This window comes from Pseudomonas sp. CCC3.1 (assembly GCF_034347405.1).
Lineage (GTDB): Bacteria > Pseudomonadota > Gammaproteobacteria > Pseudomonadales > Pseudomonadaceae > Aquipseudomonas.
Map to the genome: position 1 here is coordinate 5,051,664 of NZ_CP133778.1, position 19,049 is coordinate 5,070,712.

The window sequence follows — 19,049 nt, forward strand, 5'->3', positions numbered from 1 at the left end:
CCATTCAGTCCGCAGGCTGGAGCTGAATCGATTAGGCTTTGCGCGGCGCGGGTTGCTGCTGGGTCAGGCAGTGGATGTTGCCACCGCCCAACAGCAATTCACGGCCCGGCACCATCACCACTTCGTGTTGCGGGAAGAGGGTTTGCAGGATGACCTTGGCTTGCGCATCCATCGGGTCGTCAAAACTTGGGGCAATGATGCCGCCGTTGACGATCAGGAAGTTCACGTAAGACCCGGCCAGACGCTCCGACGGGTTGCGGTCTTGGCTACCGGCGACTTTGTCCACGCCATCGCATTCTTCCTGGGTGGCATGCATCGGCCCCGGAATCGGCATTTTGTGCACCACAAAAGGACGGCCCTTGGCATCGGTGCTGGCGGCCAGAACGTTCATCGCTTCATGGCAACGCACGTAATTCGGGTCGCGCTCGTCGTCGGTCCAGGCCAGCAACACTTCGCCTGGTGCGACGTAGCAGCAGAAGTTATCCACATGGCCGTCGGTTTCATCGTTGAACAGGCCGTCCGGCAGCCAGATGATCTTATCCACAGCCAGATGCGCGCGCAGGACGTCTTCAATCTCTTCACGAGACAGGTGCGGGTTGCGATTGCGGTTCATCAGGCATTCAGCCGTGGTGATCAGCGTGCCTTCGCCATCGACGTGGATCGAACCGCCTTCAAGCACAAAACCTTCGGTGTGATAGCGCGCAGAACGCTCTATTTCAAGGATTTTGCCGCCCACTTGTTGATCGCGATTCCAGGGGAAGTACAGACCGCCGTCAAAGCCACCCCACGCGTTGAAGTCCCAGTTCACACCCCGAACGTCGCCGCTGTCGTTGATCACGAATGTCGGCCCGCTGTCACGCACCCAGGCATCATCGCTGGAGATCTCAACCACACGGATATTCGGCACATCGAGTTGCGCACGGGCATTTTCGTATTGCGCAGCCGACACCCCGACGGTCACCGGTTCAAAACGAGCGATGGCCTTGGCCACGGCCGCGTGCGCTGCCTGCGCGGGCTTGCCGCCGAGCCGCCAGTTGTCCGGGCGCTCAGGCCAGATCATCCAGACTTGAGTCTGTGGCGCCCATTCAGCGGGCATGTGGAAGCCGTCAGCGCGGGGCGTGCTGTGCAAAGTAGTCATAACCGTCAGGACTCCAGGGAACCGTCGAAGAGGTGAATGGGATCATAAAAAAGCCAGACCGCAAACGGATGACAGCGGTCTGTATTGCGTTAACGCAGAACGCCTTTATATCCGATAAATATCCACAATAAAATCCATTAATCGCATACAAATCGCTAAATATCGATTTAAAAACAGATATAAATCGATATAAAAACCAAAGCTTCTGATTTTCCTACAGTTTAAGCAGCGTTTTCCCGACCATTCCCACTTGCGCCTCACTGCGCAGCGCCACATGATTTAAGTCCGTCCGGGAATAGGGAATATCCACATGCGCATTTTAGTGACCGGCGGTGCCGGTTTTATTGGTTCAGCTCTGATCCGTCACCTGATCAAGAACACCGCGCACGAAGTGCTCAACCTCGATAAGTTGACCTACGCTGGCAACCTTGAATCGCTGCACAGCATCGCAACGGATACCCGCTACGAACTCGTTCAAGCAGACATCGTCGATCAGGCCGCGGTCAGCGCCATTATCGAGCGTTTCCAGCCGCAGGCGATCATGCACTTGGCCGCCGAGTCGCACGTTGACCGCTCCATCGACGGCCCGTCAGATTTCATCCAGACCAACATCGTCGGCACTTACAGCCTGCTGGAAGCCGCCCGCGCCTATTGGTCGAAGCTGCAAGAGCCCGCTAAAAGCGCCTTCCGCTTCCATCACATTTCGACTGACGAAGTGTATGGCGACCTGCACGGCGTCGATGATCTGTTCACGGAGACCACGCCTTACGCGCCAAGCTCGCCATACTCGGCCAGTAAAGCAGCGGCTGACCATCTGGTCCGTGCCTGGAACCGCACCTACGACTTGCCGGTGCTGCTGACCAACTGTTCGAACAACTACGGGCCGTTCCACTTCCCGGAAAAACTGATTCCGCTGGTGATCCTCAACGCCCTGGCTGGCAAACCGCTGCCGGTGTATGGCAATGGCCTGCAAGTGCGTGACTGGCTGTTTGTTGAAGACCACGCCCGCGCCCTGCTTAAGGTTGTAACCGAAGGTGTGGTCGGCGAGACGTACAACATCGGCGGCCACAACGAACAGAAAAACATCGACGTGGTCCGTGGTATCTGCGCGCTGCTTGAAGAGCTGGCACCTCAGCACCCGACTGGGGTCGCACAGTTTGCAGACCTGATCACCTTTGTTCAGGACCGCCCGGGCCACGACCAGCGCTATGCGATCGACGCCAGCAAAATCGAACGTGAACTGGGCTGGGTGCCTGAAGAAACCTTCGAAACCGGCCTGCGCAAAACCGTGCAGTGGTACCTGGACAACCTGGAATGGTGCCAACACGTTCAGGACGGCAGCTACCAAGGCCAGCGCCTGGGCTTCACCGACGCCAAAGATCTGATCGCATGAGCCAGCCTTCGATCCGGTTGAAAATCCTGATCAGCGGTAAAACCGGCCAAGTGGCCATCGAACTGCAAAAGCATCTTGCCGGGTTGGGCGAGCTGATAGTGCTGGGGCGCGACGCGCTGGACCTGAGTCAACCCGAGCAAATCCGTGCTCAGGTACGCGCACACGCGCCTGACTTGATCATTAACGCCGGCGCGCACACCGCTGTGGATCTGGCAGAAAGCGAGCCGGACCTGGCGTTTGCGATCAATGGCACGGCGCCAGGGGTATTGGCCGAAGAAGCGAAAGCCCTGGGCATTCCGCTGATCCACTACTCCACCGACTACGTGTTCGACGGCAGCAAGCCCGCGCCTTACACCGAAGACGATCAACCCAACCCGCTGGGCGTGTACGGCAAAAGCAAACGGGCGGGCGAGCAAGCCATCGCCGCAGTGGGCGGACAGCATTTGATCCTGCGCACCAGTTGGGTGTACTCCACCCACGGCAAAAACTTCCTGCTGACCATGCAACGTTTGCTGCCGAAAAAAACGGAGCTGCGTGTGGTGGCTGACCAGATCGGCGCACCCACTTGGGCGGGCACCATCGCGCAAAGCACTCGGGCCTTGATCGAACGCTGGCAAGCCGGTGAGGCCGGGGCGTGGGGGGTTTACCACCTGACCGCCCAAGGTGAAACTTCATGGTTTGGCTTTACCCAAGCCATTGCCGAGCACCTGACGGCCCAAGGCAAACAGTGCGCAACGCTGGAGCCCATTCCAGCCAGCGCCTACCCGGCGCCAGCGGCCCGCCCGCAAAACTCGCGCCTAGATTGCAGCCGTTTAGTACGCGAATGGCACGTCAGCCAGCCAGACTGGCGCGTTGCACTCGACGAATGCGTGGCCGAGCAACGCTGAAAAAGCCCTTTGCAGGAGCGAGCTTGCTCGCGATCTTTTGCTTTTAAAGATCAAAAAAACCCGAGCAAGAACTGCTCCTACAACTAGCAATAAGGCCTCTTTCTGCCGAGAGTTAGAGATGCGTCCTACATCCGCCAGCGCGTTCCTCCTTTAGCGTTCATCCCTTTGTGCTGAGGCTGCTTTCTTTGAAGTGAGCCCTCACGTCAGAGGAGTCATGGATATGCCCGCACTCACCCGCGTGATTGAACACTTAGTGGACGATTTGATTGCGCGCTTTACGCCCAAAGTGAACGTGGCATGAGCTTCGATAAGAGCCTTGCCACAGTGGTCAATCTGGCTGAAGCCAGACGCGCAGCCAGTGCCCGCGATCACGTCGACATCAACAGCACTGTGCAGCAATGTCCGGCCAGTCAGCCGCAGATCTTTGTCGTCCCGGTGCGTTACGCCCTCAGCGAAGAGCCTGCCAGCCACCCGGCCTTCCAGCCCGGCGTAGAGACCCAAAGTCACCCGATAGCAGCACGTCTTTTGCGTACAGGCTTTCTCTATGTGTGGCAAGGCGACGGCCCGCTTCAGCGTTATGCGATGGCTGAAAACAACCTGTTGCGCAGTCAAGAGCTGGATGGCGATGACACCGTCATCAACGTCGGCACTCAGAGCGGTATAGCGTTGGATAAGCACCAGGAAGCCTGGATGCTCTACAGCGAAATCCCGCTGAACTTGACCTCTTGCGAACAACTCAGCAAACCCGAAAATCGCACCCAACGCATGCGCCGTCTGGACCTGCGGCAAGTCGCGAACACCCTGCAAGCCCCGCATTGCGTGCCGTTGGGCGAAGCCAAGCAGGTGATGGGTGAGTTGATCCCGAGCACCTATGACTTGGCGTTGGCGATCGATTACCAGCGCAATCAGCCCACACTGCAAAAGCGTGCGGATGAATTGGGCAATGAGGCGATTAAAGACCCAACGCCCAACACGATCAAAGCCTATACCGACACCCAGCACTGGCTCAGTGAGCGAGCGAAAGTGGCTGCGCAGTACCCGCCGGTTCCCGATGATGTCCCTGCGCCGGGCGAGTGGAGCGCCGTGTCATGGGCGCCGACCACGACCCAAAGCCTGATGGAAACCGCCCACAGCCAATCACGCGGTTTGTACACCGTACTGGTGTGTTTGGATGACGATCTCGGCGTATTGCGCGACATCAACCACGAACAAGAACTGATCGAATCTCGGCATGAAAAATGGCAAGCCGATAACAACTTACGGCTGAGTATTGGCGGGTTTGTTCGTAGTTTGATTACAGAAGACGGCGCTGAAGTTGCGGGAAACCTGAGTTATCGCTATCGCGAGCACGATATTGAATTGACGCCAGAGCAAGGCAAAACCTTGCTCAAGGCCCATCATCGATTGGATGAGTTGTTCAAAGAAGAATCACGCATTAACCAGCAACGCGGTCGCCAGTACGGCCATAAAGAAGCGGATGCACTGCTGCTTAAAGTACAGGCTGAAGTAAAGGCCGCTGTGGCGCCTGTTCGAGGCTTTATCCCGTACCCATTGCACACCGAAGTCGAGGCTGTTGTTCGTGACTACCGCGCTGCCAAAGCAGCCAACCTCGAAAACCGTCACGCCAGCGATAAAGTTGAGGAGTACATCGACCTGCCAGCCATGAATCAATGGCTCGACGAAACGGCCCCGGCACATTTTGACCACCTGAAAAACCGCCACGAAGCTCTTTATGCCGACCGTGGCGTGTACTTGCTGCGACACCACAGCGGCACATGGTTTGTGGATTACGACGATAGCGAACACCGCCAATGGCTGGATGAACTGGCCTTGGCCTGCCTTAGCGCTCAGTGCTTGCGCAAAATCGGGGCCGAGCAATATGCGGACTATGTCCGCAGCACTGATGAAGGGGCGCTGCGGCAATTGTTTTACGGCTGGAGCCCCACACTTGAGGGGGCGGTCAATACCAGCAGCCGTGCGACTGAATTGATGGCCGCGCTGGAAATCGAAAATCAGGCTAATGCGATGGCCGCAATGAGTAAGGTGCTGGGGCCGGAGGGTATCAACATTCTCTCTGGCCTCAGTACGGTGGCGGGCAATGCCACTAGCCTTTGGAATACGCTTGTTAAACGCCTGAGCGCATCATTGTTGTTGCTCAGCAGTAAACCGGGAGAACCGCTGAAAGGACCGTGGCTTGCCATGATGACCGCCACCCGAGCGGCTCACCAAATTGGCTTGCGACTAATTAGCCAAGGCAAATATCAGGTGTTGCAGCAATTCGGCAAAGCCGCGGAAGACCTGACTCAATGGGTCAATACCACGGGCAAAGCCATTGGCCTTGGTCATACTTCTAAAATAGTCGATTCACCAGCAGTTAAAAATAGTGGTGGTTTGATCGCCCTGACAGCGTTACTGCTCAATAGCTGGAATGCCAGTAATTATTTGGGGCAGGCAGGTGAGTTGGAGGGGATGGATCAACAGAGGATATATGACACCGTGTCCGCGACGTTATATGCCGGGGCAGCGTTGGTGGCGGTGATTGATAGTCAGGTGAGGGGAGGGGTAAAGGATAGGGTTTTTACATTTAAGTTTTCAAATAGCCATTGGTCTGTTGCACCTGTATTGACGCTTTTTGGAACGGTAATTGGTGGGCTTTCAGCAGGTGCTGCTGCTATGGAGTTTCTATCTTTACAGAAACAACTAGAAAACTCTCACGACTCTATAGACCCTTGGTTGAAGATGCGTCGAAATGTAGTCGGCGGGCAAGTTCTCGCCTTCACAACTCAAGCGTTAATAGGCGTAACTTATACTTTTAGGGTTATTACCGGAGGAATCACTGCAAGCGCTGCTGTCGGAGGGTATTTATTGCTGATGGGGCCACTTAATATCTTGATAGCCGTATTGGGTGTGTTGTACCTGATTGCTTGGTATTTCCAGCAAACGCCTATGCAAAATTTCCTGAATTATTGCTGCTGGTCCAAATCTCGCGCCAGCGATCTTAGCCCAATAACATGTGATGCCCAGCAAGACGAACTTGATCGTTTATACGGCATTCTTTATACCCCCAGAGTCAGCTTTGAATCCGCAGAGCCAAAGAGTGTGTTGAATTCTTTGCAATCAGGCGTAATTAAAAGTGCGATCAAAACACTCACCATAGACCTGCCAGGGGCTGAACCCAGCAATGTTTATCTAGACATCACCATGGTCGGTAATCCACTAGATACATTAGCGATGCGCGAGCGGATAAAAAGTGGTGAGGGGAAATACGCTCGTGAAGAGCCTATGCAAGATATTGGCGACTGTTGGATACACTACAGTCGGTGTGAGTGGATTCCTCATACCCAAGGTCAGGGTTTACGATTGAGCGGCCCATTCAACACGGTGCCTAACTTATTCGCTTCGCAACCCACTACAGTCTCTTTGCGCTTGCGATACCACACCCCATTGACCTCAATGCTAGGCGCCCTCAACTTTGTGGGGGGAGAACGAGGTGTCGCGTTCACATTGAGCGCTGCCACTGGAGTAATCGCCTTGCGTAATGACCCAACGCCAGAGCTAGACAGCGCAAAGCGCTATCCACTGGGCGGTCAACAACGCTCAATTTTCTTGCAGCCAGGAATCAAACGATGAGCGTGCCAGTCGCAGGTACGAGTAAGAAGAGCTTGTTTTCGCAGCAAGATTATCTAGCACCGCTTCCAATTCCAACGGGAGAGAAACCAGTCGATGTTCTGAATACTGTCTGGCGTAAAAATGACATATTTATGGATGTTGGCAATTACAGCATTGGTTCGGGCCTGATGATTTTATGGCCGCTGGTGTTGCTGTACTTTGGAATGGCTTATGGCTTCATGGGGCTAGCGCCTGAATTTAGCCAGATCATGTTTGTTATAGGCGGGATTGTTACGGGTATCCCTGCGCTAATGTTAGTTAATATGCTGTTCCGTCCAGTTCCCTTGCCCATCCGCTTTAACCGCCAGCGCCGTGAAGTCTGCGTCCCCCGTAAAAATGGTGACTATTGGATCGTGCCCTGGGAAACGGTAACCGCTATTGCGGCTCAGAGCTCGTCAGTCAGTCAAGCGGGCCGAAATACTTCGGGTATGTTATTTATAAGTTTCGACAATCCGGATCCTGATGCAGATGACGATAACAAACACCTCTATTGGGGTTTTAACTGTGGAGGTTGTGAAACCGCAATGTCATTGTGGGAATGCATGCGAAGTTATATGGAAATCGGTCCGCACGCATTGCCTCAGGGTAACGATTTTGAAGGTGGTCGTGACAGCCTGAAAGGGCGAGGAATTGTCTGGGGGATTTGTTGCGAATGCGCGGACGGTATTTGGCAGCACTTGCGCGCTGGTGAGTTTTTAAAAGCAACGTGGTTATTGATAGGTATCGTTTTTTTTGGTGCTCCAGTCGCAATTATGCTTCAAGTCTGGAAACTCGCCCCTCCGCCCACCCTTGATCACCCCGACATCATCGAATGGTCCAAACCCCTCCCGCCCGAGCAATGGGCCAAACGCTCTCCAGAGTTAGAAATCGCCATCGCTCAGCGTGAAGCTGAACTAGCCGCGAGAGCCGCGTGATAGGGGGTTTATCTTCGATATGAGCAGTGGAGAATCAGCGTTGCATGACGATCAGGCAGTCGATTTTGAATGCAGAGGGCAATGCTCGATTTATTGGCAGCCAACGACTACGCATTGTTCATCCAGCCGAGTGTCGTCGGCAGCCTTTATCCCGTTGAGAGAGCGCTTCTACAGCGTTTCAGCGTAGGTATACTGCGCCGTATGATCACGACCCCTTCAGCTCCTCGCAGACCCCGATGGCGTAGCCTGGCCCTACTGGCGCTGTGCCTGGCGCCTTTGCTGTGGCCGCTGCAGCACTTGGCCGAACGCTATTACCGCAGTGAACTGGCCGGGCAAAACCGTCAAACCCTCGACCTTTACGTCGCCAACTTGCTGGGCACGCTGCACCGCTATGAGGTGTTGCCGCAAATCCTCGGCGAGCTACCCGCGCTGCGCAATTTGCTGGTCGAGCCGGAAGACCCTCAAGCCTTGGCCAACGCCAATCAGTTGCTCGCGGAAATCAACAACCAGACCGGTGCTGAAGTCATGTACCTGATCGATGCCAACGGCAACACGCTGGCGACGTCGAACTGGGACAAATCCGACAGCTTTGTCGGGCGCAACTTCGCTTTTCGCCCGTATTTCAGCGAAGCAATGGCTGGCAAGCTGGGGCGTTTCTTCGGCCTGGGCACCACGTCCGGCAAGCGCGGTTATTACTTTGCCGCGCCGGTGATCGAAAATGGCAAGACCATGGGCGTGCTGGTGGTCAAGGTCGACCTTGATCACACCGAGCGCTTGTGGGGCAACACCCCGGAACAATTGCTGACAACCGACAACAACGGCGTGGTCATTCTGACCTCGCGTCCCGATTGGCGCTTCAAAGCCACGCGAGAACTGTCGCCGCAAGAGCGTCAGGATATTTTTGCCATCCTGCCGTATCCGACTCGCGATCTGCAGCCCTTGAGCCTCGACATGAATGCCTGGCTGGTGCAGACCCAGATCATCGACGAGACCGGCTGGAGCGTGAATATTCTGGCGCCACGGACCTTGGTCGATCGCCCCGTACGCACGGTACTGGCCATTGGTGGCGCCACGTTGTTGGTGGTCATGCTGTTGATCAGTTTGATGATGCAGCGCCGTCGTCACTATCTGGATCGCATTGCTTTTGAAGCCAAGGCCCGCCGCGAGCTCGAAGGCCGTGTGGCCGAACGCACCAGCGACCTTGAAGGCCTCAACCAGCGCCTGCGCAAGGAAGTGCTGGAGCGCGAGCACGCGCAGCAAGAACTGGTGCGCGCTCAGGATGACCTGGTGCAAGCGGGCAAACTGTCGGCACTGGGCACCATGTCGGCCAGCATCAGCCACGAACTCAACCAACCGCTGGCGGCTATCCGCAGCTATGCCGAGAACGCCGAAGTGTTGCTCGATCATCAGCGCATCGACGACGCCCGCAGCAATCTCAAGCTGATCAACGAATTGACCGGGCGCATGTCCTCGATCATCGCCCACCTGCGCGCTTTCGCCCGACGTGATCGGCACGCACCGGAAAGTGTTGCTCTCCAGCCCGCGTTAGACGATGCACTGGCCTTGCTGGCCAAACGTCGGCGCAGCATGGAGGTCGAGCTGATCCGCGACCTGCCCGCCGCCACGCTGTGGGTTGAGGCCGGGGAAACACGTTTGCGCCAGGTCTTGGGCAATCTGCTGGCCAACGCCCTGGATGCACTCACCGAGAAAGGGCCGCCGCGGCGTTTGTGGCTAAGTGCCCAATCCACGGCTGAGGGCGTCACTGTGTACATTCGCGACAACGGCCCGGGCTTTTGCATGGAAGCTCTGGGCCGCGCCGGTGAGCCGTTCTACACCACTAAAACCCGCACTCAGGGGCTGGGCCTGGGGCTGGCCATTTGTGACACGCTGATTCGTGCGTTCGGCGGCGAATTGTTATTCGCCAACCACAAGGAAGGCGGCGCCCTGATTACCCTACGACTGCGCGCCGGTGCGCCGGGCGTGAGCTTGCAAGCATCCGAGGACTCTCGATCATGAGCCAACCCATTGATCCGCGTGTTCAGGTCATCTTGATCGATGATGACCCGCACCTGCGCCAGGCGCTCTATCAAACCCTGGATCTGGCCGGGCTTAACGTCTTGCCACTGGCCGAAGCAACGGGCCTTGCCGAGCGTATTCAGCGTGACTGGGCAGGCGTGGTGGTCAGTGACATCCGCATGCCGGGCATGGATGGCCTTGAGCTGTTGGCTCAACTGCACGCCCAAGACCCGGAGCTGCCAGTGTTGCTGATCACCGGCCATGGCGATGTGCCACTGGCGGTGCAAGCCATGCGCGCAGGGGCCTACGACTTTCTGGAAAAACCGTTTGCCAGCGACGCGCTGCTCGACAGCGTGCGCCGGGCGCTGGCCCTGCGCGCATTGGTGCTGGATAACCGCAGCCTGCGCCTGGCGCTGAGTGATCGTCAGCAACTGAGCACCCGCTTGATCGGGCACTCCCCGGCCATGCTGCGTCTGCGCGAGCAAATCGGCGCGCTGGCCGCGACCAAAGCCGACGTGCTGATTCTGGGCGAAACCGGCTCTGGCAAAGAAGTCGTCGCACGCGCGCTGCATGACCTGTCGAGTCGGCGCAGCGGGCCGTTTGTGGCAATCAACGCGGGCGCGCTGGCCGAGTCAGTGGTCGAAAGCGAGCTGTTTGGCCATGAACCCGGCGCCTTTACCGGCGCGCAAAAGCGTCGCATCGGCAAGTTTGAATTCGCCAATGGCGGCACGTTATTCCTCGACGAAATCGAAAGCATGAGCATGGATGTGCAGGTCAAACTGCTGCGCATGCTGCAAGAACGGGTAGTTGAGCGCTTGGGTGGCAATCAGCTGATTCCGCTGGATATTCGGGTTATCGCCGCGACCAAGGAAGACCTGCGCCAGGCCGCCGATCAAGGCCGGTTCCGCGCCGACTTGTACTACCGACTGAACGTCGCCCCGCTGCGTATCGCGCCGCTGCGTGAGCGAGGTGAAGACGCGTTGATGCTGTTTCAACACTTCGCCGACGAAGCCAGCGCCCGCCACGGCCTGACGCCCAACGTGTTGCAGCCGGGACAGCGTGCGTTGTTACTGCGTCACGGCTGGCCGGGCAATGTGCGCGAACTGCAAAACGTCGCAGAACGCTTCGCCCTGGGCCTGGAGTTGGCTCTGGACAATGGCGCGGACGAAGGCGCCCAACCGTCTGACCTAGAAGTCTCGGGCAGCTTGAGCGAGCAGGTCGAGCATTTTGAAAAAAGCCTGATCGCCGCTGAACTCGAACGCTCGCACAGCTCGATGCGCAGCCTGGCTGAAGCGCTGGGCGTGCCGCGCAAAACCCTGCATGACAAATTGCGCAAACACGGGCTGAACTTCGAGAGCGGCAGCCACCCCCACACTGATGAACTAGATTGACCTGAACAGGACGCCCCTGCATGAACCGCGACAGTCGTTACCTGGAATCCATCCTTCATCACGACATCCCGCTCACCCGTGAAATGGGCCTTAAGGTGATTGCCTGGCACGACAAGCAGCTGCGTTTGCAACTGCCGCTAGACGCCAACATCAACCATAAAAGCACCATGTTTGGCGGCAGCCTGTACTGCGGCGCGGTGCTGGCCGGCTGGGGCTGGCTGCACCTGAGCCTGCGAGAAGCCGGGATCGAAGACGGTCACATCGTGATTCAGGAAGGCCACATCAGCTACCCGCTCCCCGTGACCCAAGACGCCATTGCGCTGTGCGATGCGCCAGCAGAGGCGGCATGGAACAAGTTTTTGGCCATGTACAAACGCCACGGCCGCGCACGCTTGACCCTTGAAACGCGCATGATCAATGCGGACGGCGGGGATGATGCAGTGCGGTTTAGCGGGCAATACGTATTGCATCGCTAGCTTGCTGTTCGCCAAAACCGTAGGAGCGAGCTTGTCTCGCGATCTTTTGATCGTTTAAAAGATCGCGAGGCAAGCTCGCTCCTACAGAGGGGTAGCTTTTAACCTTGCGCCAACGCCAACAACTGCTCACGCCACGGCGCCTTCGCGGGCAACGCCAAAAAATGACCATTGAGCAACGATTCGCGCGCCGGGTAGGTGAACGGCTGGCCATCCAGTTGCAGCACCACACCCCCCGCCCCTTCGAGCACGCCTTGAGCGGCAGCCGTGTCCCATTGCGAGGTCGGCGCCAGACGCGGATAACAATCGGCCGCGCCTTCAGCCAACAGGCAAAACTTCAACGAGCTGCCAATGTTGGCCATTTCTAATGAACCAACCGCCGCTTCCAGCCCTGTCAGCAAACGCTCTTGCTCAGGGCTTGAATGGCGACGGCTGGCCACCACGATCAAGGGTTCACCGGCAGGCGGCGTGTTGCGCACGCTGATCGGCACGGTCCCGTCCTCATCGGCGCGCCACGCACCCAGACCTTCACCACCGAAGTAGCAACAGCCATTGGTGGGTATCGAGACCACACCAAACACCACGCGGCCCTGTTCGATCAGCGCAATGTTGACGGTGAACTCTTCACTGCCCGCGATAAATTCCTTGGTGCCATCCAGCGGGTCAACCAGCCACCAGCGCGTCCAGCCTGCGCGAACGCTTTGCGCGATGTTGGCGTCTTCCTCCGAGAGCACCGGAATGCTCGGGTCCAGCGCAGTCAGGCCGTCGAGCAAGATGTGGTGCGCCGCAATATCGGCCGCCGTGACCGGCGACTCATCGTCCTTGGCAGTGACCGCTACATCCGCGCGCCAGAACGGCAGAATGGCCTCGCCCGCACGGTGCGCGAGTTCAATGACGGGAGCCAGCAAGGGATGCGCAACACTCACGACTGGAACACTCCGCGCTGGGTCAGCAGATCCCGCACCAGGTACAGCGCGGCCAATGCACGGCCTTCGCTGAACTGCGGGTTTTCCATCAGACCCGACAAGTTGCGCAAGTTAACCCGATCAACCCGCATCGGTTCCGGCTCATCGCCTTCCAAGTGCTCTTCATAGAGATCGGTGGCCAAAACCACCTGAATTTTTTGGCTCATGTAACCCGGCGACAACGACAGCTCGGTCACATGCTCAAGCTGACGGGCACCGAAGCCCGCTTCTTCTTTGAGCTCACGGTCAGCGGCAGCCAGTACGTCTTCACCCGGCTCGATCAGGCCTTTGGGCAACGACAGTTCATATTCGTCAGTTCCGCCGCAATATTCTTCGACCAGGATGGCGTGTTCGCTGTCGATCATCGCCACGATCATGACCGCGCCATAACCGTTGCCGCGTCCCACCAACCGTTCGTAAGTACGTTCAACGCCATTGGAAAAGCGCAGCTGCACTTCTTCGACCCGAAACAATCGACTACTGGCAACAATTTCACGGGCAAGTACGGTGGGTTTTTGGCGCATAGCGGCTCCTCAATATGAACGGGTTACTATACCCCGGCTTTTCCGATTGTCTGAGTCGGATGTTTTTCTACTGCGGGAGAAGTTTTGCATGACAGCGTTACCTTGGCGCGACATTGATACCGTTCTGCTGGACATGGACGGCACACTGCTCGACTTGCACTACGACAACCACTTTTGGCTGGAGCACCTGCCGCAGCGCTATGCCGAACTGCACGGCATCAGCCGCGCCATGGCGGATCTGGAGCTGACGCCGCTGTTTGAAAACAATGCGGGCCAGTTGAAGTGGTACTGCCTGGACTTCTGGAGCCGCGAGCTGAAAATTCCAGTGCGCGAACTCAAGCTCGAAACGGCGCACCTGATTGCCCTGCGCCCAGATGCAGACACCTTTTTAGCGGCGATCAAGCAGGCTGGCAAGCGGGTGATTCTGATCACCAACGCGCACCGTGACTCGTTGTCGCTGAAACTGGAGCGCATCGAACTGGCGCCGTATTTCGAGCGCCTGATCAGCTCCCACGATTACGGCTTCCCCAAGGAAAGCCCGCAGTTTTGGGATGCCTTGCACGCCGATATTGGCTTTGATCCGAGCCGCAGCCTGTTTATCGACGACACCTTGCCGATTCTGCGCAGCGCCCGCGCGTTTGGGGTAGGCCACTTGTTGGCCGTCAAACAGCCCGACAGCAAAAAAGGCCCGAAAGACACCGAAGAGTTTGAGGCACTGGAGGATTATCGCGAGTTGCTGGAAGGGCTTTGAAAAACACACAAAACGTGTAGGCGCGAGCTTGCTCGCGATCTTTTTAAAAGATCAAAAGATCGCGAGCAAGCTCGCTCCTACAGTTCGCGCGGGGTTACTCAGGAATACGCAGCGTCTGCCCCGGATAGATTTTGTTCACGTCTTTGAGCAGTGGTTTGTTGGCTTCGAAGATTTTGTTGTACTTATTGGCATCGCCATACACCTGCAGCGAAATCGCGCTCAGGGTGTCGCCTTTTTTCACCACGACAAAACGCGAAGCCACAACGGTCGGCTCGGTCACTGTGATCTGGTCGTCAACGCTGGCCACGCCTTCAATGTTGCCCGCCGCCAGAATGATTTTTTCCTTCTCTGCCTGGGTGGCCACCTCGCCGCTGAGGGTAATCTTGTCGCCATCAACTTCGGCTTTGATATTAGGATTACCCAGCCCCACTTGTTCCACGTGCTTTTTAAGCTCGTCACTGGCATTGGCATTACCCGGTGTCAGCAGGTCGATCAATTTTTCGCCAGCTTCTTTCACAAAGCTAAAAATACTCATGCGTCACGCTCCTAGGGTTGGAATATCCAGATCCGTAAGCGTAGACCAACATTCGCGGAGCAACGATGGACATCAAGCAACTGAAATTCCTCATTGCCCTCGATGAAACCCGGCATTTCGGTCAGGCCGCTGCCCGTTGCCATATCACTCAGCCCACCTTGTCGATGCGCTTGCGCAGCCTTGAGCAGGAACTTGACCTGCAACTGGTCAATCGCGGTCAGCGCTTCGAAAGCTTTACCGCCCCCGGCGAACGCGTGCTGGCCTGGGCCCGAACGGTGCTGGCCGCCTACGATGGCTTGCAGGCCGAAGCCGCCGCCTGGCGCGGCAATCTGATCGGCACATTGCGTCTGGGCGTGGTGCCACTGTCGAGCTTTGATCCGCTGCCTTTATTGCAACGCCTGCATCACGAACACCCTGAATTGCGCTTTGAGTTATCCGCACTCAGCTCCGAGCAGATCCTTGAACAACTGGCCAGCAACCAGTTGGACGTGGGGGTGTCGTATCTGGACCGCCTCGACCATGAGCGCTTCGACTCCCAAGCGCTGGGTGAAACCCGCATGGGGCTACTTTACGACCAACGGCACTTTGACTTTGGTGAACAACCCTTGAGCTGGGAGGCATTGATTGAGCTGCCTCTGGGCCTGCTCAGCGGCGGCATGCACTTTCGTCAGTCCATCGATCACAACTTTCACAGCCGGGGCCTCACGCCGCATCCTTTGTTACAAACCGATGCCGTTCATCAACTTCTGCAAGCAGTGCACGGCGGCTTTTGCTGTGCGGTGATGCCCCTTGAGGGCGGGCTGCAAGCACTCACGGACGACTTGCGCCTGCACCCCATCGAAGACGCTAAAACCCTGGCGCGACTGGGTTTGATCATGCGCCGCGAAGCCCCGCGCTCGGCATTGGCTGAGGCCTGTTTTGCGCTGTACCAAAAATCACTCAATCCATCTTGATCGACGGCATCTATCAATAGATCAACGCTAGCGATTAGACGCGACAGAGTGTCGCGCCTAGGCTTAGGGTCAGTTCACCCGTTGGTAATGCCCTATGAACGCCAAGCGCCCCCTGTGCGCGGCGCCCGCCACCACATCGCCCGCGCCAGCTGCCAGCCAGACCTATCACTACGTCACGCTCGACCACAGCAGCGTTGCACAAACGGCCCTGGCGGAAGAAGTCGCTCTGGCGATCGCCTATAACGGCATCAGCCAGGCCGTGATGCTGGTCACCCCCACCGACCTTGAAGACTTTATCGTCGGGTTCAGTCTGGGCAGCGGGATCATTCATCACGCCAGCGAAATCTACGATCTCAAGCTCACAGGTGCAGGCTCGGCGCAGTACGCGCACGTCGAAATTGCCAGTCGGGCGTTCTGGAACCTCAAACAGCAACGCCGACAACTCGCGGGCACCAGCGGCTGCGGTTTGTGTGGCGTCGAAGCGGTCGAGCAGGCGCTGCCCGACCTTAACGTACTGCCCGGCGCTCCCTTGCCGCCCGCTCAATGGCTCGACGGCTTGCGCCAGCGCATCAGCGCGTTTCAGCCGCTGGGCCAACACTGCGGCGCCGTGCATGCCGCTGTTTATATGGATGGCAAAGGCCAACTGCTGATGGGGCGCGAAGACATTGGCCGACACAACGCCCTCGATAAATTGATCGGTGCATTGGTGCGCCAGCACATCGACCTGACCGGCGGTGCCGCCATTGTCACCAGCCGTTGCAGCCTTGAACTGATTCAAAAAGTGTTGCGTGCCGGGATTCAAACCCTGATCAGCCTGTCCTCGCCTACGGGCCTGGCGCTGCAATGGGCCCGTCGCCACAACCTCAACCTTATTCATCTGCCGCAAAAAAGCGCGCCACGGGTGTACAGCCCGGTGCAGGAGATTCAGCCATGAGCACTCATCATCAAGCCGACAAAACCCCAACGCCACGCTATAAGCCCTACACCGGCCCGGCGGGTGGCTGGGGTGCGCTGATCAGTGTGGCGCAAGCCTGGTTGACCAGCGACAACGCGCTGAAAAACCTGCGCATGATGCTCAAGACCAACCAGAACGGCGGCTTCGACTGCCCCGGCTGCGCGTGGGGCGATTCGCCGGAAAGCGGCCTGGTCAAGTTCTGCGAGAACGGCGCCAAGGCGGTGAACTGGGAAGCGACCAAGCGCCGCGTGGATGCGGCCTTCTTCGCCAAATACAGCGTGAGTGCGTTGCTGGAGCAAAGCGATTACTGGCTCGAATATCAGGGCCGCCTGACTGAGCCGATGAGCTATAACGCCGAAACCGACCATTACACGCCAATCAGCTGGGATGCCGCCTACAGCTTGATTGCCAAGCATTTGCTGAACCTGTCGAGCCCCAACGAGGCCGAGTTCTACACCTCGGGGCGCGCCAGCAACGAAGCGGCTTATCTGTATCAGTTGTTTGTGCGTTCGTTCGGCACCAACAACTTCCCGGACTGTTCGAACATGTGCCACGAGGCCAGCGGCGTGGCGTTGGCGCAAAGTATCGGGGTCGGTAAAGGCACCGTGACCTTCGACGACTTTGAGCACGCCGACGCCATTTTCGTGCTCGGCCAGAACCCCGGCACGAACCACCCGCGCATGCTCGAACCGCTGCGCGAAGCCGTTAAACGCGGCGCTCAAGTGGTGTGCGTCAACCCGCTGAAAGAACGCGGACTCGAACGCTTCCAGCACCCACAGCACCCGCTGGAAATGCTCACCAACGGCGACCGCCCGACCAACACCGCCTACCTGCGCCCAGCACTGGGCGGCGACATGGCGCTGTTGCGCGGCATGGCCAAGTTCTTGCTGCAATGGGAGCGCGACGCCCTGGCCGCAGGCGAACCGGCGGTGTTCGATCACGCTTTTTTGAATGAGCACACCTCTGGCGTACTTGATTACATCTCCAGCCTGGACGCCACATCCTGGGAGCACATCGTCGAGCAATCGGGGCTCACCCTGGTCGACATCGAGCGCGCCGCCCGTATGTACCTCAAAGGTAAAAACGTGATCATGTGCTGGGCGATGGGCATCACCCAGCACCGGCATTCGGTACAAACCATTCAGGAAATCGCCAACCTGATGCTGCTGCGCGGCAATGTCGGCCGCCCTGGCGCAGGCCTGTGCCCGGTGCGCGGCCACAGTAACGTGCAAGGCGACCGCACAATGGGCATCAACGAACGCCCACCCGTGGCGTTCCTGGACTCACTGGAACGCCGCTTCAAATTCAAAGTCCCGCGTGAAAACGGCCACAACGTGGTTGAAGCGATTCACGCCATGCTCGAAGGTCGGGCCAAAGTGTTTATCGGCCTGGGCGGCAACTTTGCCCAAGCCACGCCAGACAGCCCGCGCACAGCCCAAGCGCTGCGCAATTGCGACCTGACCGTGCAAATCAGCACCAAGCTCAACCGCAGCCACCTGATGCACGGCAAAGAGGCGCTGATTTTGCCGTGCCTGGGGCGTACCGACATCGATATTCAGGCCGAAGGCCCGCAGGCGGTGACCGTTGAAGACTCGTTCAGCATGGTTCACGCCTCTAATGGCCAACTGAAAGCGCTGTCGACTCAGATGCACTCCGAGCCTGCCATCATTGCCGGGATTGCGGCCGCCACGCTGGGCACGCATCCGATTGACTGGACCTGGCTGGTGGCCGACTACGGGCGCATTCGTGACTTGATCGCCGATACCATTCCCGGCTTCAAGGACTTCAACACCCGCGTCCAGAACCCCGGCGGTTTCTACCTGGGCAACGCTGCGGGTGCCCGGCAGTGGAACACCCCGACCCAGCGCGCCAACTTCCGGATCAACGAATTGCCGCAGGACCTGGTTGATGCCCGCACCCGCGCTACCGGGCAATTGCCTGATCTGATCCTGCAATCGATGCGCTCGCACGACCAGTACAACACCACCATTTACGGGCTCGACGACCGTTATCGCGGGGTCAAGGGCCAGCGTGACGTGCTGTTCGTCAACGAAGCCGACATCATCCGCCTGGGCTTCAAGCCGGGACAGAAAGTCGACATCGTTTCGATCTGGGATGACCAGCATGAGCGCCGGGTGAAGAACTTCACCTTGCTGGCGTTTGATATTCCCGCCGGGCAGGCCGCGGCCTATTACCCGGAGGTTAACCCGCTGGTGCCGCTGGAAAGCACGGGGGATGGCAGCCATACGCCAACGTCCAAGTTCGTGGCGATCTGCCTTGAGGCGGCCAGCCCTTCGAAGCTGATTATGGCGAAGGCGAGTTAAATCTGTGGGAGCTGGCTTGCCAGCGATACAAGCAACGCAATTTATAGGCCTGACCGTGTCGCAGCAATCGCTGGCAAGCCAGCTCCCACAAAGCGTCGGCAGCAACAAATTTCAGGCGCAAAAAAGGCCGATTTCCTAAGAAGCCGGCCTGTCTGAACAAT

15 protein-coding genes are annotated in these 19,049 nt (G+C 57.8%); 11 read left to right on the forward strand and 4 right to left on the reverse strand.

Annotated elements, in window-relative coordinates; translation table 11 throughout:
• Window positions 1-31 precede the first annotated feature (31 nt).
• Window positions 32-1,138, reverse strand: coding sequence for an agmatine deiminase (gene aguA, locus RHM56_RS22055; RefSeq protein ID WP_322236086.1), 1,107 nt, complete (start codon window positions 1,136-1,138; stop codon window positions 32-34).
• Between the two features lie 310 nt (window positions 1,139-1,448).
• Here aguA and rfbB point away from each other — a divergent pair, with 310 nt between their 5' ends.
• From rfbB to RHM56_RS22090, 7 genes are all read left to right on the forward strand, one after another.
• Complete coding sequence (rfbB, locus tag RHM56_RS22060) at window positions 1,449-2,531, forward strand: dTDP-glucose 4,6-dehydratase (RefSeq protein WP_322236087.1); 1,083 nt, start codon at window positions 1,449-1,451, stop codon at window positions 2,529-2,531.
• A 17-nt stretch (window positions 2,532-2,548) separates the two neighbouring features.
• The gene (gene rfbD, locus RHM56_RS22065) at window positions 2,549-3,418 is read left to right on the forward strand and encodes a dTDP-4-dehydrorhamnose reductase (protein WP_322241839.1); all 870 of its coding nucleotides are present in this window, start codon (window positions 2,549-2,551) and stop codon (window positions 3,416-3,418) included.
• Between the two features lie 297 nt (window positions 3,419-3,715).
• A complete protein-coding gene (locus RHM56_RS22070; RefSeq protein ID WP_322236088.1) occupies window positions 3,716-7,048 on the forward strand; it encodes a toxin VasX in 3,333 nt (1,110 codons plus the stop codon).
• Entirely contained in the window at window positions 7,045-8,001 is a 957-nt protein-coding gene (locus RHM56_RS22075; protein ID WP_322236089.1) for a hypothetical protein, read from the forward strand. Before RHM56_RS22070 ends, RHM56_RS22075 begins: the two co-directional genes overlap by 4 nt.
• Window positions 8,002-8,202: 201 nt before the next feature.
• The gene (locus RHM56_RS22080; RefSeq protein WP_322241840.1) at window positions 8,203-10,017 is read left to right on the forward strand and encodes a sensor histidine kinase; all 1,815 of its coding nucleotides are present in this window, start codon (window positions 8,203-8,205) and stop codon (window positions 10,015-10,017) included.
• Window positions 10,014-11,408 carry a sigma-54 dependent transcriptional regulator gene (locus RHM56_RS22085; protein WP_322236090.1) on the forward strand — a complete coding sequence of 465 codons (1,395 nt, stop codon included), beginning with the start codon at window positions 10,014-10,016 and terminating at the stop codon, window positions 11,406-11,408. Before RHM56_RS22080 ends, RHM56_RS22085 begins: the two co-directional genes overlap by 4 nt.
• Before the next feature lie 20 nt (window positions 11,409-11,428).
• Entirely contained in the window at window positions 11,429-11,884 is a 456-nt protein-coding gene (locus RHM56_RS22090) for a thioesterase domain-containing protein (RefSeq protein WP_322236091.1), read from the forward strand.
• Between the two features lie 98 nt (window positions 11,885-11,982).
• On the opposite strand, the gene cysQ is transcribed toward RHM56_RS22090, so the two are convergent.
• Both cysQ and nudE read right to left on the reverse strand, forming a co-directional pair.
• Complete coding sequence (cysQ, locus tag RHM56_RS22095) at window positions 11,983-12,807, reverse strand: 3'(2'),5'-bisphosphate nucleotidase CysQ (RefSeq protein WP_322236092.1); 825 nt, start codon at window positions 12,805-12,807, stop codon at window positions 11,983-11,985.
• The gene (gene nudE, locus RHM56_RS22100; protein ID WP_322236093.1) at window positions 12,804-13,370 is read right to left on the reverse strand and encodes an ADP compounds hydrolase NudE; all 567 of its coding nucleotides are present in this window, start codon (window positions 13,368-13,370) and stop codon (window positions 12,804-12,806) included. The genes cysQ and nudE overlap by 4 nt, the downstream gene beginning before the upstream one ends.
• An 88-nt stretch (window positions 13,371-13,458) precedes the next feature.
• Between nudE and yrfG the strand changes: the two genes are divergently transcribed.
• A complete protein-coding gene (gene yrfG, locus RHM56_RS22105; RefSeq protein WP_322236094.1) occupies window positions 13,459-14,121 on the forward strand; it encodes a GMP/IMP nucleotidase in 663 nt (220 codons plus the stop codon).
• A gap of 94 nt (window positions 14,122-14,215) precedes the next feature.
• Here yrfG and lysM read toward each other — a convergent pair whose 3' ends face one another.
• The gene (gene lysM, locus RHM56_RS22110) at window positions 14,216-14,656 is read right to left on the reverse strand and encodes a peptidoglycan-binding protein LysM (protein WP_322236095.1); all 441 of its coding nucleotides are present in this window, start codon (window positions 14,654-14,656) and stop codon (window positions 14,216-14,218) included.
• A gap of 65 nt (window positions 14,657-14,721) precedes the next feature.
• Here lysM and RHM56_RS22115 point away from each other — a divergent pair, with 65 nt between their 5' ends.
• The 3 genes from RHM56_RS22115 to RHM56_RS22125 all read left to right on the forward strand — a co-directional run bounded on the left by RHM56_RS22115 (window position 14,722) and on the right by RHM56_RS22125 (window position 18,888).
• Window positions 14,722-15,609, forward strand: a complete 888-nt coding sequence (locus RHM56_RS22115; RefSeq protein ID WP_322236096.1) for a LysR family transcriptional regulator — start codon at window positions 14,722-14,724, stop codon at window positions 15,607-15,609.
• Between the two features lie 94 nt (window positions 15,610-15,703).
• Window positions 15,704-16,543 carry a formate dehydrogenase accessory sulfurtransferase FdhD gene (gene fdhD / locus RHM56_RS22120; RefSeq protein WP_322236097.1) on the forward strand — a complete coding sequence of 280 codons (840 nt, stop codon included), beginning with the start codon at window positions 15,704-15,706 and terminating at the stop codon, window positions 16,541-16,543.
• On the forward strand, window positions 16,540-18,888 hold the full coding sequence (locus tag RHM56_RS22125; protein WP_322236098.1) for an FdhF/YdeP family oxidoreductase: 2,349 nt from the start codon (window positions 16,540-16,542) through the stop codon (window positions 18,886-18,888). Before fdhD ends, RHM56_RS22125 begins: the two co-directional genes overlap by 4 nt.
• The last annotated feature ends 161 nt before the right edge of the window (window positions 18,889-19,049 follow it).